Origin of the sequence: Limnohabitans sp. T6-5, assembly GCF_003063315.1 — a bacterium.
In the GTDB taxonomy this organism is placed as follows: Bacteria; Pseudomonadota; Gammaproteobacteria; order Burkholderiales; family Burkholderiaceae_C; genus Limnohabitans_A.
In genome coordinates, this window is the sequence record NZ_NERV01000001.1 from 593,642 (window position 1) to 612,952 (window position 19,311).

The 19,311-nt window shown below is 60.4% G+C and carries 22 protein-coding genes; 11 read left to right on the top strand and 11 right to left on the bottom strand.

The features are described from left to right. Positions 1-17: 17 nt before the first annotated feature. Genes B9Z51_RS02440 through folC form a run of 5 tightly spaced genes read right to left on the bottom strand, consistent with a single transcriptional unit; the run spans position 18 to position 5,411 of the window. Positions 18-1,229, bottom strand: a complete 1,212-nt coding sequence (locus B9Z51_RS02440; protein WP_108371468.1) for an O-succinylhomoserine sulfhydrylase — start codon at positions 1,227-1,229, stop codon at positions 18-20. Between the two features lie 8 nt (positions 1,230-1,237). Further along, positions 1,238-2,752 carry an amidophosphoribosyltransferase gene (purF, locus tag B9Z51_RS02445; RefSeq protein WP_108371470.1) on the bottom strand — a complete coding sequence of 505 codons (1,515 nt, stop codon included), beginning with the start codon at positions 2,750-2,752 and terminating at the stop codon, positions 1,238-1,240. A 38-nt stretch (positions 2,753-2,790) separates the two neighbouring features. Further along, positions 2,791-3,285 (bottom strand): CvpA family protein, encoded by a 495-nt coding sequence (locus B9Z51_RS02450; RefSeq protein WP_108371472.1) that lies wholly within the window; start codon positions 3,283-3,285, stop codon positions 2,791-2,793. A gap of 1 nt (position 3,286) precedes the next feature. Continuing rightward, a complete protein-coding gene (locus B9Z51_RS02455; protein WP_108371474.1) occupies positions 3,287-4,111 on the bottom strand; it encodes an SPOR domain-containing protein in 825 nt (274 codons plus the stop codon). Positions 4,112-4,121: 10 nt separating this feature from the next. Continuing rightward, positions 4,122-5,411 (bottom strand): bifunctional tetrahydrofolate synthase/dihydrofolate synthase, encoded by a 1,290-nt coding sequence (folC, locus tag B9Z51_RS02460; protein ID WP_108371476.1) that lies wholly within the window; start codon positions 5,409-5,411, stop codon positions 4,122-4,124. Between the two features lie 51 nt (positions 5,412-5,462). Here folC and B9Z51_RS02465 point away from each other — a divergent pair, with 51 nt between their 5' ends. The 6 genes from B9Z51_RS02465 to B9Z51_RS02490 all read left to right on the top strand — a co-directional run bounded on the left by B9Z51_RS02465 (position 5,463) and on the right by B9Z51_RS02490 (position 9,072). Then, complete coding sequence (locus B9Z51_RS02465; RefSeq protein WP_108372655.1) at positions 5,463-5,807, top strand: arsenate reductase; 345 nt, start codon at positions 5,463-5,465, stop codon at positions 5,805-5,807. Between the two features lie 89 nt (positions 5,808-5,896). Beyond that, the gene (locus tag B9Z51_RS02470) at positions 5,897-6,538 is read left to right on the top strand and encodes a glycine zipper 2TM domain-containing protein (protein ID WP_108371478.1); all 642 of its coding nucleotides are present in this window, start codon (positions 5,897-5,899) and stop codon (positions 6,536-6,538) included. 122 nt (positions 6,539-6,660) lie between these two features. Then, positions 6,661-6,978 (top strand): pyrimidine/purine nucleoside phosphorylase, encoded by a 318-nt coding sequence (locus B9Z51_RS02475; protein WP_108371480.1) that lies wholly within the window; start codon positions 6,661-6,663, stop codon positions 6,976-6,978. A 13-nt stretch (positions 6,979-6,991) separates the two neighbouring features. After that, positions 6,992-8,332: an argininosuccinate synthase gene (gene argG, locus B9Z51_RS02480; protein WP_108371482.1), complete on the top strand. Its 1,341-nt coding sequence runs from the start codon at positions 6,992-6,994 to the stop codon at positions 8,330-8,332. Positions 8,333-8,548: 216 nt separating this feature from the next. Then, a complete protein-coding gene (locus tag B9Z51_RS02485; RefSeq protein ID WP_090142254.1) occupies positions 8,549-8,818 on the top strand; it encodes a DUF4160 domain-containing protein in 270 nt (89 codons plus the stop codon). An 11-nt stretch (positions 8,819-8,829) separates the two neighbouring features. Further along, positions 8,830-9,072 (top strand): DUF2442 domain-containing protein, encoded by a 243-nt coding sequence (locus B9Z51_RS02490; RefSeq protein ID WP_108371484.1) that lies wholly within the window; start codon positions 8,830-8,832, stop codon positions 9,070-9,072. Positions 9,073-9,123: 51 nt separating this feature from the next. Here B9Z51_RS02490 and B9Z51_RS02495 read toward each other — a convergent pair whose 3' ends face one another. Continuing rightward, positions 9,124-9,396, bottom strand: coding sequence for a helix-turn-helix domain-containing protein (locus B9Z51_RS02495; RefSeq protein WP_108371485.1), 273 nt, complete (start codon positions 9,394-9,396; stop codon positions 9,124-9,126). Positions 9,397-9,498: 102 nt separating this feature from the next. Here B9Z51_RS02495 and B9Z51_RS02500 point away from each other — a divergent pair, with 102 nt between their 5' ends. Continuing rightward, positions 9,499-10,224, top strand: coding sequence for a hypothetical protein (locus B9Z51_RS02500; RefSeq protein WP_108371487.1), 726 nt, complete (start codon positions 9,499-9,501; stop codon positions 10,222-10,224). 130 nt (positions 10,225-10,354) lie between these two features. On the opposite strand, the gene murB is transcribed toward B9Z51_RS02500, so the two are convergent. Further along, positions 10,355-11,407 carry a UDP-N-acetylmuramate dehydrogenase gene (gene murB / locus B9Z51_RS02505; RefSeq protein WP_108371489.1) on the bottom strand — a complete coding sequence of 351 codons (1,053 nt, stop codon included), beginning with the start codon at positions 11,405-11,407 and terminating at the stop codon, positions 10,355-10,357. A 40-nt stretch (positions 11,408-11,447) separates the two neighbouring features. On the opposite strand from murB, the gene B9Z51_RS02510 reads away from it, so the two are divergent. Then, positions 11,448-11,933 carry a YajQ family cyclic di-GMP-binding protein gene (locus B9Z51_RS02510; protein ID WP_108372656.1) on the top strand — a complete coding sequence of 162 codons (486 nt, stop codon included), beginning with the start codon at positions 11,448-11,450 and terminating at the stop codon, positions 11,931-11,933. Between the two features lie 158 nt (positions 11,934-12,091). Here B9Z51_RS02510 and plsY read toward each other — a convergent pair whose 3' ends face one another. The 4 genes from plsY to B9Z51_RS02530 form a co-directional block, all read right to left on the bottom strand. After that, positions 12,092-12,721 carry a glycerol-3-phosphate 1-O-acyltransferase PlsY gene (gene plsY / locus B9Z51_RS02515; RefSeq protein ID WP_108371491.1) on the bottom strand — a complete coding sequence of 210 codons (630 nt, stop codon included), beginning with the start codon at positions 12,719-12,721 and terminating at the stop codon, positions 12,092-12,094. A gap of 28 nt (positions 12,722-12,749) precedes the next feature. Continuing rightward, positions 12,750-13,241 (bottom strand): aminoacyl-tRNA deacylase, encoded by a 492-nt coding sequence (locus tag B9Z51_RS02520; protein WP_108371492.1) that lies wholly within the window; start codon positions 13,239-13,241, stop codon positions 12,750-12,752. Between the two features lie 15 nt (positions 13,242-13,256). Beyond that, the gene (locus tag B9Z51_RS02525) at positions 13,257-14,315 is read right to left on the bottom strand and encodes an aldo/keto reductase (protein WP_108371494.1); all 1,059 of its coding nucleotides are present in this window, start codon (positions 14,313-14,315) and stop codon (positions 13,257-13,259) included. A gap of 509 nt (positions 14,316-14,824) precedes the next feature. Beyond that, complete coding sequence (locus tag B9Z51_RS02530; protein WP_108371496.1) at positions 14,825-16,558, bottom strand: acyl-CoA synthetase; 1,734 nt, start codon at positions 16,556-16,558, stop codon at positions 14,825-14,827. 27 nt (positions 16,559-16,585) lie between these two features. On the opposite strand from B9Z51_RS02530, the gene B9Z51_RS02535 reads away from it, so the two are divergent. The 3 genes from B9Z51_RS02535 (at position 16,586) to prfB (ending at position 19,297) form a co-directional block, all read left to right on the top strand. After that, entirely contained in the window at positions 16,586-17,500 is a 915-nt protein-coding gene (locus B9Z51_RS02535) for an alpha/beta fold hydrolase (protein ID WP_108371498.1), read from the top strand. Positions 17,501-17,590: 90 nt separating this feature from the next. Next, the gene (locus B9Z51_RS02540; protein WP_108372658.1) at positions 17,591-18,115 is read left to right on the top strand and encodes a hypothetical protein; all 525 of its coding nucleotides are present in this window, start codon (positions 17,591-17,593) and stop codon (positions 18,113-18,115) included. A 77-nt stretch (positions 18,116-18,192) separates the two neighbouring features. Beyond that, a protein-coding gene (prfB, locus tag B9Z51_RS02545; protein ID WP_108371499.1) for a peptide chain release factor 2 occupies positions 18,193-19,297 on the top strand; the annotation gives its coding sequence in 2 pieces (ribosomal slippage) (positions 18,193-18,273 and positions 18,275-19,297; 1,104 coding nt in all). Positions 19,298-19,311: the final 14 nt, after the last annotated feature.

The window sequence follows — 19,311 nt, forward strand, 5'->3', positions numbered from 1 at the left end:
CGGCCCCCGTTCAAATATCAAAAGGTTTCGAGGCCGCGGGCCAGATCGGTCTGGACGTCTTGCGGGTACTCCAACCCCACGGCCACGCGGATCAGGCCCTGGCCAATGCCTGCGGCCTGACGCTGGGCTTCGGTCAGGCGACCGTGCGAGGTGCTGGCGGGGTGCGCCACCATGGTTTTGGTGTCGCCCAAGTTCGTGGCCAGCGACAGCATTTGCATTTGATCCATCACATGGAAAGCACGTTGACGCGATTGCTCGGGGCCCTCGGATTTCACTTCAAAGGACAAGACTGCGCCACCGAGGCCCGACATCTGGCGCATGGCCAAATCGTGCTGTGGGTGGCTGGCCAGGCCCGGGTAATACACCCGCGCCACCGAGGGGTGCTTTTCCAGCCACTCGGCCAAGATTTGCGCACGCGCGGTTTGGGCACGCATGCGCAAGTCCAGGGTTTCCAGGCCCTTGAGCACCACCCAGGCGTTGAAGGGGGCCAGCGTCATGCCGCCGCTTTTGAGCACAGGCAAGAATTTTTCGGTGATGAGTTGTTGCGAGGCGCACAGAGCGCCCGCCATGACGCGGCCCTGCCCGTCCAGGTATTTGGTGCCCGAGTGCATGATGATGTCGGCACCAATGGCCGCAGGTCGCTGCAGCGCAGGCGTGGCAAAGCAATTGTCCACTGCCAGCAAAGCGCCTGCGTTGTGGGCCATGTCGGCCAGGGCCTGGATGTCGCACACCTCGGTCAGCGGGTTGGTGGGCGTCTCGGCAAACAGCAAACGCGTGTTGGGGCGAACCGCCTCTTGCCACTCTTTCAAGTCGGTTTGAGAGACAAAACTGGACTCCACCCCAAACTTGGCAAGGTCTGAACCAACAAGTTTGATGGTCGAGCCGAACATCGACTGCGAGCACACCACATGATCACCCGCCTTCAAGAGGCCCATGCACATCATCAAAATGGCCGACATGCCAGACGCCGTGCCCATGGCCGCCTCAGTGCCCTCCAGAGCGGCCAGGCGCATTTCCATGCTGCTGACCGTGGGATTACCGTAGCGGCCGTAGGTGTAACCCTCTTCGTCACCCGCAAAACGGGCAGCCGCAGCCGCGGCTGTGGGCTGCACGTAGCCGCTGGTCAGGTACAGGGCTTCGGAGTTCTCACCGTACTGGCTGCGTTCCACAGCGGCGCGCACGGCCAGGGTTTCAATGTGCAAATCGTCCCATCGTGAATTGGTGGTCATGCGGGTCCTCACTCGCTGGCGTTGGGCAAAGCCAAACGCGAATTGTCTTCGGCGCCCTCTTCGGTCTGAGGTCGCGACTCGTTCAAACGGCTGATGTCGTCCGCCGAGATGTCGCCGGTCACATACACGCCGTCAAAACACGAGGCGTCAAAGGCCGACAAAGCACCGGCACCCGAGACACGGGCCTGGGCCACGGCTGCTTTCATCGCATCCACGTCCTGATAAATCAGTGCGTCGCAGCCAATGATCTGCCGGATTTCTTCGATGCTCCGGCCATGCGCCACCAGCTCTTCCTTGGTGGGCATGTCGATGCCATACACATTGGGGTACCGCACTGGCGGTGCCGCACTGGCCATGTAGACCTTGCGGGCACCCGCGTCACGCGCCATCTGCACGATCTCGCGGCTGGTGGTGCCGCGCACGATGGAATCGTCCACCAGCAGCACATTGCGCCCCTTGAACTCGCTGACGATCACGTTGAGCTTTTGGCGCACTGATTTCTTGCGCACCGACTGGCCCGGCATGATGAAGGTGCGGCCCACGTAACGGTTTTTGACAAATCCCTCGCGGTACGGAATACCCAGCAAATGGGCCAACTGGGTTGCGCTGGGGCGGCTCGACTCGGGGATCGGGATCACCACATCAATGTCGCTGGGCGGCACGGTAGAAATCACGCGCTTAGCCAGCGTTTCACCCAAATTCAAGCGAGCCTGGTACACCGAAATACCGTCCATGGTCGAGTCCGGACGGGCCAAATAAACATATTCAAAAATGCAGGGGCTCAGCTGCGCTTTGTCCGAACAGGCCTGGCTGTGCAGCTTGCCTTGCAGGTCCACAAAAATCGCTTCGCCCGGAGCCACATCACGCTCGAACTGGTGCATGGTGCCGTCCAACGCCACCGATTCGCTGGCCAGCATGATGCTGCCGTCGGCGCCTCGGCCCAGGCACAGGGGGCGGATGCCGTGCGGGTCACGGAAAGCCAGCAGGCCATGGCCCGCGATCAGGGCGATCACGGCATATGAGCCTTTGATGCGGCGGTTCACTCCGCGCACGGCCTCGAACACATCGGCAGGCTTGAGGGGCAAGCCACGCGTGGTTTTTTCCAGCTCGTGGGCCAGCACGTTGAGCAGCACCTCGGAATCGCTCTCGGTGTTGATGTGGCGGTGGTCGTTGGAAAACAACTCGGCCTTGAGCGCATGGGCGTTGGTCAGGTTGCCGTTGTGCACCAGCACCAAGCCAAACGGGGCATTCACATAAAAAGGCTGGGCCTCTTCTTCGCTGAAGGCGTTGCCCGCTGTGGGGTAGCGCACCTGGCCCAATCCGCAGTTACCCGGCAGGGCCCGCATGTTGCGGGTACGAAACACGTCCCGTACCATGCCCTTGGCCTTGTGCATGAAAAACTTGCGGTCCAGCTGCGTGACGATGCCTGCCGCATCTTGGCCGCGGTGCTGCAAGAGCAACAAGGCGTCATAAATGAGCTGATTGACCGGTGCGCTGCTCACAACGCCAACAATTCCACACATACTTATTTCCGTTCAAAAATCGAACCACCCCGAAACACTCAGGGCAAATATTTCACAAAGGCTTCGGGCAATAAGGGCTTCAGCCCCTCAATCGTGATGTCCAGTAAGGCTGGGCCCCGGGCAGACTGCCACCAATCCCCTCGCGACAGCCCGGTGAGTTGCACCACCACGGTCAACGCCAGCAACAGCACCACGCCACGCGCCAAACCAAAACCGGCCCCCAATACGCGGTCCACAGGGCGCAAACCCACGCTTTCCACCAGTTTTTTGATCAACCAGGTCAGCACCCCCACGGCGAGCAAAATGAACACAAAAACCACCACAAAGGCGACGGCGTATTGCACTGCGCCGGGCGCACCATTCACAAAGGGCAACCAAGCGATCACATCGGCAGCCAACCACTGCGCACCAACAAAAGCCGCCACCCAGCCTGCCAGGGACAGCACCTCAAACACAAAGCCACGCCAAAGCCCGAGCAACATGGAAAGCGTGAGCACGCCCAGCAACAACCAATCGGTCAGAACAAGCGCCATCTCAAATTTTCAGAATCGAAGGCGCGAAATCGAGCTTGCGAATACGGGCCGCAGCCTTCTCCGCCTCATCACGGTTGTCAAAAGGCCCCACGCGCACGCGTGTGGTTTTCTTGCCCTCTTTGCCATCCACCACCTGGGTGTAGGTCTTGAATCCTGACTGCTCCAGTTTGCGACGCACCTCGTGCACCTTGTCTGCATCCGAGAAAGCGCCCACTTGAATGACGACGCGTTCTGGCACAGCTTTGGCGGGTTTGCCCTCCAGCAAGGCATGCGCCTTGCTGCCATCGTCTTTGGGCTTGGCGGGCGTCGCCGGTGCCACTGGTTTTTCGGATTTTGCAGGTGCCGCAGCCTTGACCTCTGGCTTGGGACTTGTGTCTTTGGCTTTCTCAACAGATGTCTCAGGTGCAGCCGCCGTTTTAGGGGCGAGGGCTTTGGCAGATGGGGACATGACAGCCGCAGGCTCAGGCACCGGCAAAACCACCTCCTCACGCGGATCCAGACTGGCTTGAGCGGGCACAGCACCCGATGCGGCCAACAAGGGTTTGGCCGGGGCTTGCGGGGCGGGCACCGCCTGTGGACTGGTCAATGGTGATGCCGTTTGCCGATCAGGAATCACGATCGGTGTGTCCACCGCCACCGGTCTGGGCTGGGTGTCAAACAGCAAGGGAAAGCCCACCACAGCCACCAGCACCAACACCACTGCGCCCATCAGGCGATGCCGTGCACGCCTGCGAACGATGTCGATGTTTTGGCTGGGCCCGGAGGGGACCGCATCGACCGAAGCAGAGGCGGCTTGACCGGGAAAACGGAACTTGAAAAAGGCCATGGCTGAGTATTCAGGGGCTGAGGTGTTTGGCTTGAAGACGGGGAATTCCCTCTTGCAAAACACCGCCCACGGTATGGAAGGAGCCAAAGACAACGATTCTATCAGCCGGGTTGGCCGCCTGAATGGCCGCTTGCAGCGCTGTCATGGGGTCTGGATGAACGCTGGACGAGGCATCTGCACGCGCGTTTTGCGACGTCCAAGTCTTCTGCAAATCCACCGCCTTGGCCGCCCGAGGCAAGGGCAAATCGGTGAAATACCAACGGTCAATCATGGGATTGACCCGCTGCAACATGGGCAGCAAGTCCTTGTCGGCCATGGCCCCCATGACCGCGTGAGTCGTCGGATAAAAACCCATGGCGTCCAGGTTGGCAGCCAAAGCCGCCACTGAATGGGGGTTGTGCGCCACATCCAGCACCAGCACCGGTTCGCCGGGCACAATTTGAAAGCGCCCCGGCAACTCGACCATGGCCAGCCCGTTGCGCACAGCCTGGGCGGTGACGGGAATGCGCGGGCGCAGGGCGTCGAGCGCCGCCAAAACGCCCGAGGCATTGACCAGCTGATTGGCCCCGCGCAAGGCCGGATAGGCCATGCCGCTGTAACGACGCCCGCGTCCGGCCCAGGACCATTGCAGCTTGTCCCCCGAGAAATTGAAATCCTGCCCAAACCGCCACAGGTCAGCGCCAATGGCTGCTACATGGTCCAGCACGCTTTGGGGCGGCACCGGGTCGCTGACCACCACAGGGCGACCGGCGCGCATGATGCCGGCCTTTTCAAAACCAATGCTTTCTCGGTCTTTGCCCAAAATGGCGGTGTGGTCAATGTCGATGCTGGTGATCACCGCGCAATCGGCGTCGATGATGTTGACCGCATCCAGTCGTCCGCCCAGGCCCACTTCCAGAATGGCCACATCCAGAGCGGACTTCGCCATCAAATGCAGGATGGCCAGGGTGCTGAACTCGAAATAAGTCAGGGAGACATCGCCACGTACCGCATCGACCGCCGCAAAAGCTTCGGCCAGCGCCGGGGCAGAGGCCGACTCACCATGCAAACGACAACGCTCTTCAAAGCGCACCAAATGCGGCGAGGTGTAAACGCCCGTACGGTAACCCGCTTGCAACAAAATGGCCTCCAGCATGGCACAGGTCGAGCCCTTGCCGTTGGTGCCTGCGACGGTGATGACCGGGCAGTCGAAGCGCAAAGCCATCCGGTCCGCCACGGTTTTCACGCGGTCCAGCCCCATGTCAATGGCCACGGGGTGTAGTTGCTCGCACCAGTCGAGCCATTCCTGTAGAGTCTTCATAGGCGGCGATTGTCGCCCACTCCCGACCTTTTCATCTTGAACAAAGACCCCATGGAACTGACTGTTTACGGCATCCCCAACTGCGACAGCGTGAAAAAAGCACGCACCTGGCTCACCGACCAAGGCCTGAGCTACACCTTCCACGATTTCAAAAAGCAAGGCGTGCCCGCCGCAGAGCTGGCCCAGTGGGTCGCCGCAGCGGGCTGGGAAACCGTGCTCAACCGCAAAGGCACCACCTGGCGCAAGCTCGACGCCGCAGTCCAAAGCAGCGTGACCGACAGCGCCAGCGCCCAGCAAGTGATGCAAGAACACGCCAGCACCATCAAACGTCCGGTCATCGCCTGGCCATCGGGCCAATTCACCGTGGGTCATGTCCCGGAGCAATGGCCGGCATGAATTTTTTGTAAAGGTTCTTTACCTGACAGCCACGCGCCAGCGCAGGCTCACCAGTTAAACTTCTTTCAAATTTGACGGAGATCCTCAACATGAAAACACTGACAAGCATCCTATTGCTGGTCACCGCCGGATGGGCACAAGCCCAGGAGGTCGGCCAGGTGATTTCGCGAGCAGCGGTTTACCAACAAGTGGCCGTTCCGCGTCAAAGCTGTAGCCAGGCCCAAGTGGCCGTGCAAAACCCATCAACGGGTGCGGGTGCCTTGATGGGCGCCATTGCCGGGGGTGCCGTCGGTAGCCAGATTGGCGGCGGCTCGGGTCAAGCCCTGGCCACCATGGTCGGCGTGATTGGCGGCGCGGTGATGGGCGACAAGATTGAAAACCCCGGCAGCCAACTGCAAAACCAGACCACCTGCACCACCCAGAACGTGTATGAAAACCGCTTGGTGGGCTACAACGTGGTCTATGAATATGCGGGCAAACAATACAACGTGCAATTGCCGCAAGACCCCGGCCCCACCATCCAGCTGCAAGTCACCCCCCTGGGCGCAACACGATCCGAGGCACCGGCTGTCGGACCGACCGTGGTCACCGCCCCCAGCACCACCGTGGTCACCCAACCTTCGGTGGTGTATGTGCCTGCGCCGGTTTACCGCACTTACCCGCCCATTTACACCAACCTCAACCTGGGTTGGGGCTGGGGTGGCGGCTACCGCCATGGCCACTGGCGCTGAACACAGCAGGGGCAAAGCCCCGCAACTGACCTAAAATCGCGGGTTGATCGTTTGACCCAAGAGCACAGGGGCCGCATCAGGCCCCTGTTTCATTTTCAGACTCGTTCTACCCGATACACACCATGACCACCCAAAGCATCGACGGCGTCTCCGTCAACACCCAAGCCAATGTTTACTTTGACGGCAAATGCGTCAGCCACGGCCTGACCCTGCCCGACGGCACCAAGCTGTCGGTGGGCGTGATCCTGCCCGCCACCCTGACCTTCAACACCGGCGCCCCTGAAATCATGGAATGCGTGGGCGGCTCCTGCGAATACAAGCTCGACGGCAGCACCGAATGGGTCAAGTCCAGCGCAGGCGAAGAGTTCAGCATCCCTGGCAACTCCAAGTTCGAGATCCGCGTGACCGAGCCCTACCACTACATCTGCCACTTCGGTTGATCGGATTCAGAACATGAGCACCATCTTGCAAAACCTGCCCAAAGGGCAAAAAGTCGGTATCGCCTTCTCCGGCGGCCTGGACACCTCCGCTGCCCTGCTGTGGATGAAACAAAAGGGCGCCCTGCCCTACGCCTACACCGCCAACCTGGGACAGCCTGACGAAGCCGACTACAACGAGATTCCCCGCAAAGCGATGGAATACGGCGCTGAAAAAGCCCGCCTGGTCGACTGCCGCACCCAGCTGGCCCACGAAGGCATTGCCGCCATCCAGTGCGGCGCCTTCCACATCTCCACCGGTGGCATCACCTACTTCAACACTACCCCGCTGGGCCGCGCTGTGACCGGCACCATGCTGGTGGCTGCCATGAAGGAAGACGACGTCAACATATGGGGTGACGGCTCTACCTTCAAAGGCAACGATATCGAGCGCTTTTACCGCTACGGTCTGCTGACCAACCCGAGCCTGAAGATCTACAAGCCCTGGCTCGACCAGCTGTTCATCGACGAGCTGGGTGGCCGCGCCGAAATGAGCGCCTTCATGACTGCCAACGGCTTTGGCTACAAGATGAGCGCCGAAAAGGCCTACTCCACCGACAGCAACATGCTGGGCGCAACCCACGAAGCCAAGGACCTGGAAAGCCTGCAAAGCGGCATGAAGATCGTCAACCCCATCATGGGCGTGGCGTTCTGGAAGCCCGAAGTGGACGTGAAAGCCGAAGAAGTGAGCGTGCGCTTTGAAGAAGGCATGCCCGTGGCCCTGAACGGCGTGGAATACGCCGACCCGGTCGAGCTGTTCCTCAAGGCCAACGAAATCGGCGGCCGCCACGGCTTGGGCATGAGTGACCAGATCGAAAACCGCATCATCGAAGCCAAGAGCCGCGGCATCTACGAAGCCCCCGGCATGGCGCTGCTGCACATCGCCTATGAGCGCTTGGTCACCGGCATCCACAACGAAGACACCATCGAGCAGTACCGCATCAACGGCCTGCGCCTGGGCCGTCTGCTGTACCAAGGCCGCTGGTTCGACCCACAGTCCATCATGCTGCGCGAAACCGCCCAGCGCTGGGTGGCCCGCGCTGTGACCGGCACCGTGACGCTGGAACTGCGCCGTGGCAACGACTACAGCATCCTGAACACCGACTCACCCAACCTGACTTATGCCCCAGAGCGTTTGTCAATGGAAAAGGTGGAAGACGCCCCGTTCAGTCCGCTGGACCGCATCGGCCAGCTGACCATGCGCAACCTCGACATCACCGACACCCGCGCCAAGCTGGGCATCTACGCCCACACCGGCCTGCTGTCGGTGGGCGAAGGCCCGCACATTTACAAACTGGACGGCAACGGCAAGAAGTGAAGTGGGTGTCGCTTCAAATGGGAAACGGCCCTCGGGCCGTTTTTTGTTGTCTTGCTTGGTTTGGTGGTGTTTTCCGCCCCGGTGCGGGCGCCTGCCGGCTCGCCTCATAACTCGCTTCGCTCGCCAAATCGGCGAGTCCGGCAGGCGCCCGCGCCAAGGCTGCGTTGCTGACGCATTCATCGTGACCAACTTCAATTCAACCCATACAATCCGCCCATGCCCACCATCAGCATGTTTTACGGAATCCTGGTCTCCATGTTCTTTGAGGACACGGACAGGCATCACCTCGCCCACATCCATGTGCGCTACGCAGGCGATAAAGCGGCCATTGCCATTGACGATGGCCGAGTGTTGGCTGGAGGCTTTCCACCCAAACAACTGAAGATGGTTCAAGCTTGGATCGAAATCCACAAAGATGAACTGCTGGCCGACTGGGAACTTGCCAAGGCTGGTGAGCAGCCCTATCCGATTGACCCTTTGCGTTGAGGAGCAGGACCATGCATGACTTGTTGGACGTGGTCTTTGTCAAACCCATGCAAGACCATTGGCTGGCTTTGTCGTTTGAAAACGGTGAAAACCGTTTGTTCGATGTCAAACCACTGCTGAACAAGAAGCCCTTTAAGGCATTGCAGCAAAGGCATGTTTTTGAGCAAGCTTATGTGTTTGCCGGCACAGTGAACTGGCCCGGTAACATCGACATTGCCCCAGAGACCTTGTACGAGAGATCTGTAGCTGTCTGACTGAATTGAGCATCAAAACGGCCTTCAGGCCGTATTTATTTACGAGATCAATTACTTGTCTGAATTTGGCGCTGCTGGCGATTTAAGCAAAACCCAGGGCTCCAATTCCAGCGCCAAAGCAAAACGCTCTATGTTAGACAGCGACACATTCCAACGGGCACGTTCTACAGCAGACACATAGGTCCTGTCCAACTCGCACTCCAAAGCCAAATCCTCTTGTGACCACCCTTTGGTCACTCTCGCCACACGGATGTTGTAGGCCAAAACCTCCCGCAAGTTATCGCTTGCAGGCAATTTTTTGGGCAACGAGGGCTTTGCAGACATCCCTCAAATATGTTTTCTTGTATAGTTTGCATCTACGGAGTTTGCTTCACATATTTGATGCAGCCAACGTAACCCAGCCAACTTATCAAACGAAGGGTAAAAATGAACACGAAATTCAAATTCAGTCTGATCGCCTGCGCTGCTGCGGTCTTGACGGCATGTGGTGGCGGAGGCGGCAGCACTTCCGTGAATACGGCCGAAGGTCTATGGCAAGGCCCATCCTCTACGGGCGCCAATGTCACAGTGGCGGTACTTGAAAACGGCGAAGCTTGGGGTGGCGCAACCTTTGGCAATACGCTCATCAGTGCCATTGCAGGAACCGCCACCGGAAATGGCACTTCATTTTCAGCATCCGGCTCCGAATTTGCGTTCAGCTCAAACAGCGTTGGTACAGGCACTTACACCGGAACAGTGACGCAAAAACAGCGCATTCAGGCCACCAGCAACAATGGCAGCACAATCAACCTTGCCTACAACCCCTATTACGACCAAGGCGTCACGGCTGCGGAAATCGCTGGAAACTACACACTGTCTGGCAGAACCGCTCGTTATTCGATCACGAACATGACCTTCACCATTGGCGCCAATGGAAATTTCACGATTGTGGACAACGGGTGCATTACCACAGGCACAGCAACACCAAGAGCATCGGGCAAAGCCATCGTGAATGTGACCGCGACAGGAACTGGCACTTGTGCTCTTGGCAACGGTGTTTCACTCAGTGGCATCGCAGTTTTAGACAAAACAACAACGCCGAACACGCTCTCTGTCATTGCATTGAACAGTGGCAAGACGGATGGTTTGTTCTTGCTAGGTCGCAAAAACTGACCTGATGAACGCATCCCCAACGTAGCGCCGGGTTGGGGCCTGAGCGGATCGGCCGATTTGGCGAGCGAAGCGAGTATGAGGCCGACCGCTCAGGCCACAACCCGGCGCGACAAACCACCACGAACAAGCCTCAAATCACCACAGGCTCCGGCTCCAGCCGAATCCCGAACCGCTCATACACGCTGGTCTGAATCGCCTTGGCCAGCGTCATCACCTCGCCCCCCGTGCAAGGATTCTCGCGCCCACCCCGGTTGACCAGCACCAGCGCCTGCTTTTCATAGACCCCGGCGTGGCCCACGGTTTTGCCTTTCCAGCCGCAGGCGTCGATCAACCAGCCTGCCGCCAGCTTGATCGTGCCGTCGGCCATGGGGTAATGCACCACCTTGGGGTCGCGGGCGATGATGTCGGCGCATTGCTCGGGGGTCACGGTGGGGTTTTTGAAGAAGCTGCCCGCATTGCCGATCACAGCCGGGTCGGGCAGTTTGGCGCGGCGGATCGCCACCACCCAGTCAAAAATCTGGCGGGCATCGGGGCTGTGGATGCCGGTCTCGGCCATCTTGCGCTCCAGGTCCAGATAGCCCAGCTCGGGCTTCCAGCGCTTGGGTAGCGCAAAGCGCACCCGCAAAATCACCGCACGGCCCGCCAGGCCCAGGCCATCCGCCCCCCCCGATGCGTGTTTGAACACCGAATCACGGTAACTGAAACCGCACTGCGCGGCGTTCAGGCTGAACAGCTCGCCCGTGAACATGTCCATGGCGTCGAGCGAGTCAAAGCGGTCTTGCAACTCCACACCATAGGCACCGATGTTTTGCACGGGCGACGCGCCCACGGTGCCGGGGATCAGGGCCATGTTTTCGAGGCCCGGATAACCATGATCGAGCGTCCAGGCCACCAGCTCGTGCCAATCCACACCGGCTCCGACTTCGACGATCCAATGTTTGTCGGTCTCAGACGCCAGGCGCAAGCCCGGCACCTCCACCTTGAGCACCAGCGCCTTGACGTCGCCCGTGAGCACAATGTTGCTGCCGCCGCCCAGCACTTGGCGCGGCAAGGTGGCCAGTTGGGGGTCGGCCAACACGGCCCGCAGGTCGGCCTCTGAGCGCACCCGCACCAAAGCCTGGGCTTTGGCGGCGATGCCGAACGTGTTGTAAGGCTGCAGGGGGACATTTTTCTCCAGGATCATGGGAGAATTGTCGCATTCTCAACCTTTGATTTTTTCCAACATGCCCTCGTTTGATACCGTTTGCGAACCCAATATGGTCGAAGTGCGCAACGCCGTTGACACCTCCGCCAAGGAAATCGGCACCCGTTTCGACTTCAAAGGCACCTCCGCCGCCATCGAGCTCAAGGACAAAGAGATCACGATGTTCGGCGATGCCGACTTTCAGCTCACGCAGGTCGAAGACATCCTGCGCAACAAGCTCACCAAGCGCAATGTGGACGTGCGCTTTCTGGACATTGGCAAGGTCGAAAAAATCGGCGGCGACAAGGTCAAGCAGGTGATCAAGGTCAAAAACGGCATCGAAACCGAAGACGCCAAGAAGATCACCCGCCTCATCAAGGACAGCAAGATCAAGGTGCAAGCGTCCATCCAGGGCGACGCGGTGCGCGTCACCGGCGCCAAGCGCGATGACCTGCAAGCGGCCATGGCGCTCTTGCGCAAGGACATGACCGAGCTGCCACTGTCGTTCGACAACTTCCGCGATTAAGGTCAATCGCTTGCAGGGCAAGCTCCCACAAGGGTTGCGGCTACGTTGCCTGTTCGATGTGGGAGCCAGCCTTGCTGGCGATTTGATCAACAGCGGTACACGAGCGATCGCTGGCAGGGCAAGATCCTACAGAGAGCGGCCCTCCAAAGCCTGATGCGTCAGGCTTTTTTTGCGCCCAGTTTCGACTCGGTGCCCGCCAACAGGCGGTCGATGTTCTCGCGGTGACGCCAGACCAGCAGCAAGGCCATCACGGCCAAGCACAGCACTTCGGCACCAGCGGCTTGCCAGGCCACGCCATCGCCAAACAGGAAAAACACCGGCGCAAACACCGCCGCCACCATGGACGCCAGCGACACATAGCGGCTGAAATACACCACGATGGCAAAGGTGCCCACGGTGGCCAGCGCCAGCAGACCGTTCACGCCCACCAGCACCCCCACCGCCGTGGCCACGCCCTTGCCGCCTTTGAAGCCAAAGAACACCGGGTACAAATGCCCCAGAAACGCCGCCAAGCCAGCCAAGGCGGCCACGCCAGAGCCCAAACCATAAGGCTGGCCCAAGGCCAACACCAGCGCCACAGGCAACCAGCCCTTGAAAGCGTCCAGCAGCAAGGTCAGGATGGCGGCTTTTTTACTGCCCGAGCGCAGCACATTGGTGGCGCCGGGGTTTTTGCTGCCGTAGCTGCGGGGGTCGTTCAGGCCCATCAGGCGGCTGACGATCACCGCAAAACTGAGCGAGCCCACAAGATACGCAGCAAAAACCGCGCCCACTTGAATCCACATCTCCATCTTGATCTCCCTTGTTTTTGAAGTGGCGTCATTCTGCCAGCGCGCAATGGACCGGCTTGGCGTCCAGTAGCTGCACGCACACCTGCGGGTCGATGCCCACCAGATAACCACGCCTGCCGCCGTTGATGCAGATGCGCGGCAAGGCGAGGATGGTCTCCTCGATGAACACCGGCATCTGCCTGCGCGTGGCAAAAGGCGAGGTGCCGCCCACCAGGTAACCACTGTGCCGGTTGGCCACCTCGGGCGCACACGGCTCGATGGATTTGAGGCCCACTTGCCGCGCCAGGTTTTTGGTCGACACCTTGCGGTTGCCGTGCATCAGCACCACCAGCGGCTTGGCGTCTTGGTCCTGCATGATCAGGGTCTTGACCACGCTGAAGGGGTCCATGCCCAGCACCTGCGCGCTGTGCTGGGCACCGCCGTGCTCTAGGTACTCGTAAGGGTGCTCGGTAAAGCTCACCCCGTGCTGGCGCAAAAGCGCCGTGGCCGGGGTTTCACTGACTTTGTCTTTTTTGGCCATGCGCCAAAACCCCCATCACAGGGATGGATCGCGGATTTCCCAGCGGATCTGGTCAATGGCCTTGAGCACCTCGGGCGAGAGTTGCACCGACCAAGCGGCCAGGTCTTCGTCCAGCTGCGCCAACGAAGTCACGCCAATGATGGTGCTGGTCACGTTCCAGCGGTGGTAGCAAAACGCCAAGGCCATTTCGGTGGGCGTCATGCCGTTGTCACGCGCCAGCTGGTTGTAGCGGCGCGCTGCGGCCAGAGACTCGGGGCGCGACCAGCGCTGCTTGCGCACCGACTCGTAGCGGGACACGCGGCCATCGGGGGCGCCAGGGCCTTCGAAGCCGGTTTCGTCGTACTTGCCAGTGAGCAAGCCAAAGCCCAGCGGCGAATAAGCCAGCAAGGACACATTCAGGCGGTGACAGGTCTCGTCCAACCCGTTGTCGTACACCCGGTTGACCAACGCATAAGGGTTTTGCACGGTGGCCACGCGGGGCAGGCCGTGCTGCTCGGCCAGGTGCACGAATTCATGCACGCCGTAGGGTGTTTCGTTGGACAGGCCGATGTGGCGCACCTTGCCCGCCTTGACCAGCTGGGCCAAAGCATCCAGCTGCTCGTGGATGGAGGTGGCCGACTTGTCCTTGCTCGGGTCGAAATAATGGAAGCCCAATGCCATCACATGGCGCTCGGGCCAGTGGATTTGGTACAGGTCAATCACATCGGTCTGCAGGCGGCGCAAACTGCCTTCGCACGAGGTCAAGATGTCTTGCGCCGTCATGCCCGTGCCCTCTCGCACCCAAGGCATGCCACGCGAGGGCCCCGCCACCTTGGTGGCCAGCACCAGCTTCTGGCGGGCGCCGGGGTTCTTGGCAAACCAGTTGCCGATGTAGGTTTCAGTCAGGCCACAGGTGTCGGCCGTGGCGGGCACGGCGTACATCTCGGCGGTGTCGATGAAATTGATGCCAGCGGCCAAAGAACGGTCGAGGATGGCATGGGCCCCTTCTTCGCTCACTTGCTGGCCAAAGGTCATGGTGCCCAGGCAAATAGGGGTCACCTGCAGATCGGTTTGGCCAAGTTGGACAAGTTTCATGGGGTTTCCTGTGAAGTTTTTTTATTCGGTCACTGCGGGCACACACTGCGCCCGGACAGATTGTGCTTATTTTGTCATGCCCGTTTATTGGGTCGCTGAGCTGACAGGTGTTCAATCATCAGGGCTGTAGCAGCTTGTACCTTCGGGTCTGACGTTGGGGCCTCCGGCAAAGGCCCATGTCGGGGTCTTCGACCACCGACCTACAAATGCTCCCGTAGGTCGGTACTCGGAGAGTCCGACATCTCTGCGCGTCACAACCATCGCCAGCACCGGCGCCACTCGCCTGTCGGCCACCAAACGTCGGGGTCTTCGACCGCCGACCTACAAATGCCCCCCGTAGGTCGGTACTCGGAGAGTCCGACATCTCTGCGCGTCACAACCATCGCCAGCACCGGCGCCACTCGCCTGTCGGCCACCAAACGTCGGGGTCTTCGACCACCGACCTACAAGCCCCCTGTCTCCGTAGGTCGGCACTCGGAGAGTCCGACATGGACTTGTGTTCAGGCCTTTCAGGTCGCCGCGCCAGTGGCACGCGCCTCTTCCTGCAAGCGCAGCACGCGGCGCTGCACCTTGCCGGTGGTGGTCATCGGCAACTGGTCGATGAACTCGATCTCCTTGGGGTATTCATAAGGGGCCAGCAATGCACGCACATGCAACTGCAGCGACTGGCGCACCTCGTCTTCAAACTGCGCGCTGCTGGCCGCGCGCGCACGTTGCGCCAGCGCGTCGGGCGACAGCACCACATAGGCCTTCACCAACGCGCCCCGGTCCTGGTCCGGCTTGGGCACCACGGCGGCGTTGGCCACGGCCGGGTGTTTGACCAGGCAGTTCTCGATCTCGCCCGGCCCGATGCGGTAGCCCGCCGCCTTGAACATGTCGTCGGTGCGGCCTTGGTACCAAAGGTAGCCGTCCTCATCGCACACGGCCATGTCCCCCGTGCGGCACCAGTCGCCCGTGTATTTAGCGGTGGTGGCCTTGTCTTTGTTCCAGTAGCCCAAAAAGAACACCGGGTCGAGGTGGCCGTGCACATCGAGCCGGTTCACCGCCACCTCGCCAGGCGTGCCTGCGGGGCACTCGCGCCCTGCCTCGTCGATCACTGCCACGCGGTGGCCGGGATAGCCCTTGCCCATGCTGCCGGGTTTGGCGGGCCACAGGCGCGCACAGTTGCCCACCACGTAGTTGATTTCGGTCTGGCCAAACATCTCGTTCACCGTCACGCCCAACTGCTCCTGGCAGTAGGCAAACACCGCGTCACCCACCGCCTCGCCCGCGCTCATGATGGCCTGCAACTTCAGGCTGTAGCGCGATTTCGCATCGGGCACGGCCTTCATCATGGCCTTGAGCGCGGTCGGGAACAAAAAGGTGTGTGTCACCCCGTGGCTGTGCAAAATCTCGAACGCCGCTTCGGGCGAAAACCGCCCGTTGAAGGCCACGATGGGCCGTCCAAAGTACAAGCTGGGCAGCAAGGCGTCCATCAGCCCGCCGGTCCAGGCCCAGTCGGCGGGCGACCAGAACACCGCTTTCGACGGACGCTCGGCCTTGAACGGGTCAAAACCAAACCAGTTTTGGCTGCACACAAAACCCGTGAGGTTGCCGATCATGGCGCGGTGCGGGATCAAGGCCCCCTTGGGGTTGCCGGTGGTACCGCTGGTGTAGATCAGCACCGCCGGGTCTTCGGCCCGCGTGCTCACGGGCTTGAACTGGCCCGACTCTTCGGCCAGCGCCGTGTCGTAGTCCAGGTCGGCCTGTTGGGCTGCCTGCCCGACGCCAATCAGGGTCTGCAAGCCGGGGCAGTCGGGGCGCGCTTGCAGCACAGCGGCTACGGCCGCCTCGTCGCAAATGACGACCCGTGACTGGCTGTCATTGATCCGAAATGACAGCGCCTCCGGCCCAAACAGCATCGACAGCGGCATGGCCACCGCACCCATTTGCAGCACCGCCATGTAGGCCACAGCCGTCTCAAAGCGCTGGGGCATGACGATGGCCACCCGGTCACCGCGCTGCACCCCTTGGCGAGCCAGCACCCGGCTCAGACGATTGGCCGCCTGCTGTAGCTGGGCAAACGTCCACTGCCGAGCAGCGCCCTCCTGCACATGTTCTCGGATCGCCACACGCCGCGCCGCATCGCCCCCCTGCGCCCAGCGGCCGCAGCACACCTGCGCAATGTTGAAACTTTTCGGCACCTTCCAGCCAAAACCCTGGTGCACGCTGGCGTAGTGGTCATGGGTGCGACTCTTTTTCATCGTTTGTCTCCGTATGATGTGGCCCATATGTACCAAGTTTCCAGAGAATCCACGAGCACTTTGGTGTCACTGCGTGGCTGCCGCTACCACGTGCGCCACTGGGGCAAGCCCTCAGGCACCGCCACACCGCTGGTGCTGGCCCACGGCTGGATGGACGTGGCCGCGTCCTACCAGTTCATGATCGACGCCCTGAGCGACGCCTTTGTCCAGCAGCGCCCCATCATCGCCTTTGACTGGCGCGGCTACGGCCTGACCGAATCGCCCGCCACCGACAGCTACTGGCTGCCCGACTACCTGGGCGACCTGGACGCCCTGCTCGACCACTTCTACCCCGGGCAAACCATTGATTTGGTGGGTCACAGCATGGGCGGCAACGTGGTCATGATGTACGCCGGGGCTCGGCCTGAGCGCATCCGCCGCCTGGTGAATCTCGAAGGCTTTGGCATGACCCCCACACGCCCGGCTCAGGCCCCGGGCCGCATGGCCCAGTGGCTGGACGAGCTCAAGGCCCAGCGCGAGGGCAAAAACGATCTCAAACCTTATGCCGAGGCTGCAGGTGTGGCGGCCCGCCTGATGAAAACCAACCGCCGCCTGCCCCAAGACAAAGCCGACTGGCTGGCCCAGCACTGGGCCAGGCCCGGTGCGGACGGTCAGTGGCGCATCCTGGGTGACGGGGCGCACAAGGTGGTCAACCCCTATCTGTACCGGGTGGAAGAAGCGCTTGAGATGTACAAACGCATCAGTGCCCCTGTGCTGGCTGTCGAAGCCTCAGACGACTCTCTGGGTCAGTGGTGGAAGGGCACTTACACCTTGGCCGACTACCACGAACGGCTGAAATCGGTACCGCAGGTGCGTGTGCAAGTGATCCAGGACGCCGGGCACATGCTGCACCACGACCAACCCCAAGCACTGGCCGAGATGCTCGAAGCATTTCTGGCCTGATACGCCAACCCAAGACGCTGCGATGACTTTTTGTCACGTTTTGACGCTCGCGAGCCTCTAAAATCGCCCTTTTGTGTGTGGGAGCAGTGGGTGAAATATTTCATATCTTGGTGCGCGGGCTTGCTGTGGGTTCTGAACCCTTTTTTGGCGCAGGCTCAAACCAATCAGTACTACTGCCCGGACTTTCTGGCCGTTCAAGGCGCCCCTGAACCTTCGCACAAGGGCGAGTTCACCTTCTCGCCTTTTACCCACCACTTCAGCTCCAGCCCGGAACACAAACCCGTGGTGATGGTGGCGCTGGATGAGCAACTGCCCGGTGGGCGCTTGTGCGGCATCAGCTTTTTCAGCAATTCCTTCGGCCAGCCCACGGTCTATGTGTACGCTGGCCAACAATTCAACGGCCTTTTGGGCAACCCCAATTTGTTTGTGAAGGTCACTGGCGGCATGCTTTACGGCTATGTGGGCAAATACCAAAACAAGGTGCCCTATAACCACAACGGTTTTTCACCTGCCGTGATCCCGTCCATTGGCTACAACTTCAATGAACACGACTCGGTGCAAATGAAAATACTGGGCACTGCGGGGCTGATGTTCTCCTACGGCCGCAAGTTTTAAAGTCCTGCGCCCGGGGTTGCCTGCGGCAAGTCATGAGAAAATCGACGGTTTAGTGAACCGCACAGAAAAGAATCCTCATGGACGCAGAACACATCAACCAAATCGGCGCAACGCTTTCAGACCTGTCCGCTCGGACCCAAGAACTTCGGGGGTATCTTTGACTACGATGCCAAATCTGAACGACTGAGAACCGTCAACGCATCGCTCGAAGACCCGGCCGTCTGGAACGACCCCAAGAAAGCCCAGGAACTGGGCAAAGAGAAAAAAGCCCTCGACGGCGTGGTGGTGACCATCACCAACCTGACCAGCGAGTTGGCAGACAACCTAGAACTCTTTGAGATGAGCAAGGAAGAAGGTGACGACGACGGCCTGCTCACCATCGAAGCCGAAGGCGCCAAGCTGTCCAAACTGGTGGAAGAGCTGGAGTTTCGTCGCATGTTCCGCCACGAAGCCGATCCGCTCAACTGTTTTGTCGACATCCAAGCCGGTGCCGGTGGCACCGAGGCCTGCGACTGGGCCAGCATGCTGCTGCGCCAGTACCTCAAATACGCCGAACGCAAAGGCTTCAAAGCCACTGTTGAAGAAGAAACCCCGGGCGACACCGCAGGCATCAAAAGCGCGACCATCAAGGTCGAAGGCGAGTACGCCTATGGCCTGCTGCGCACCGAAACCGGTGTGCACCGCCTGGTGCGCAAGAGCCCGTTTGACTCGTCGGGCGGACGCCACACGTCTTTTGCCTCGCTGTTTGTGTACCCCGAGATCGACGACTCGATCGAGATCAACATCAACCCGTCCGACGTGCGCACCGACACCTACCGCGCCAGCGGAGCGGGTGGTCAGCACATCAACAAGACCGACTCGGCCGTGCGTCTGACGCACATCCCCACGGGCATCGTGGTGCAGTGCCAAGACGGCCGCAGCCAGCACAGCAACCGCGATGTCGCTTGGCAGCGCTTGCGCTCGCGCCTGTACGACTACGAAATGCGCAAACGCCAGGAAGAGCAGCAAAAGCTCGAAGACACCAAGACCGATGTGGGCTGGGGTCACCAGATCCGCAGCTATGTGCTGGACAACAGCCGCATCAAGGACTTGCGCACCAACGTCGAAATTTCGGCCACCCAAAAAGTGCTCGATGGCGACCTCGATGCGTTCATCGAAGCCTCACTGAAACAAGGCCTCTGAGCTGCTCAGACCTC

What these genes read in the sequence shown, in the direction of transcription:
- B9Z51_RS02440 (WP_108371468.1), bottom strand. Translation starts at nt 1,229, where the DNA reads ATGACCACCAATTCACGATGGGACGATTTGCACATTGAAACCCTGGCC.
- purF (WP_108371470.1), bottom strand. Translation starts at nt 2,752, where the DNA reads ATGTGTGGAATTGTTGGCGTTGTGAGCAGCGCACCGGTCAATCAGCTC.
- B9Z51_RS02450 (WP_108371472.1), bottom strand. Translation starts at nt 3,285, where the DNA reads ATGGCGCTTGTTCTGACCGATTGGTTGTTGCTGGGCGTGCTCACGCTT.
- B9Z51_RS02455 (WP_108371474.1), bottom strand. Translation starts at nt 4,111, where the DNA reads ATGGCCTTTTTCAAGTTCCGTTTTCCCGGTCAAGCCGCCTCTGCTTCG.
- folC (WP_108371476.1), bottom strand. Translation starts at nt 5,411, where the DNA reads ATGAAGACTCTACAGGAATGGCTCGACTGGTGCGAGCAACTACACCCC.
- B9Z51_RS02465 (WP_108372655.1), top strand. Translation starts at nt 5,463, where the DNA reads ATGGAACTGACTGTTTACGGCATCCCCAACTGCGACAGCGTGAAAAAA.
- B9Z51_RS02470 (WP_108371478.1), top strand. Translation starts at nt 5,897, where the DNA reads ATGAAAACACTGACAAGCATCCTATTGCTGGTCACCGCCGGATGGGCA.
- B9Z51_RS02475 (WP_108371480.1), top strand. Translation starts at nt 6,661, where the DNA reads ATGACCACCCAAAGCATCGACGGCGTCTCCGTCAACACCCAAGCCAAT.
- argG (WP_108371482.1), top strand. Translation starts at nt 6,992, where the DNA reads ATGAGCACCATCTTGCAAAACCTGCCCAAAGGGCAAAAAGTCGGTATC.
- B9Z51_RS02485 (WP_090142254.1), top strand. Translation starts at nt 8,549, where the DNA reads ATGCCCACCATCAGCATGTTTTACGGAATCCTGGTCTCCATGTTCTTT.
- B9Z51_RS02490 (WP_108371484.1), top strand. Translation starts at nt 8,830, where the DNA reads ATGCATGACTTGTTGGACGTGGTCTTTGTCAAACCCATGCAAGACCAT.
- B9Z51_RS02495 (WP_108371485.1), bottom strand. Translation starts at nt 9,396, where the DNA reads ATGTCTGCAAAGCCCTCGTTGCCCAAAAAATTGCCTGCAAGCGATAAC.
- B9Z51_RS02500 (WP_108371487.1), top strand. Translation starts at nt 9,499, where the DNA reads ATGAACACGAAATTCAAATTCAGTCTGATCGCCTGCGCTGCTGCGGTC.
- murB (WP_108371489.1), bottom strand. Translation starts at nt 11,407, where the DNA reads ATGATCCTGGAGAAAAATGTCCCCCTGCAGCCTTACAACACGTTCGGC.
- B9Z51_RS02510 (WP_108372656.1), top strand. Translation starts at nt 11,448, where the DNA reads ATGCCCTCGTTTGATACCGTTTGCGAACCCAATATGGTCGAAGTGCGC.
- plsY (WP_108371491.1), bottom strand. Translation starts at nt 12,721, where the DNA reads ATGGAGATGTGGATTCAAGTGGGCGCGGTTTTTGCTGCGTATCTTGTG.
- B9Z51_RS02520 (WP_108371492.1), bottom strand. Translation starts at nt 13,241, where the DNA reads ATGGCCAAAAAAGACAAAGTCAGTGAAACCCCGGCCACGGCGCTTTTG.
- B9Z51_RS02525 (WP_108371494.1), bottom strand. Translation starts at nt 14,315, where the DNA reads ATGAAACTTGTCCAACTTGGCCAAACCGATCTGCAGGTGACCCCTATT.
- B9Z51_RS02530 (WP_108371496.1), bottom strand. Translation starts at nt 16,558, where the DNA reads ATGAAAAAGAGTCGCACCCATGACCACTACGCCAGCGTGCACCAGGGT.
- B9Z51_RS02535 (WP_108371498.1), top strand. Translation starts at nt 16,586, where the DNA reads ATGTACCAAGTTTCCAGAGAATCCACGAGCACTTTGGTGTCACTGCGT.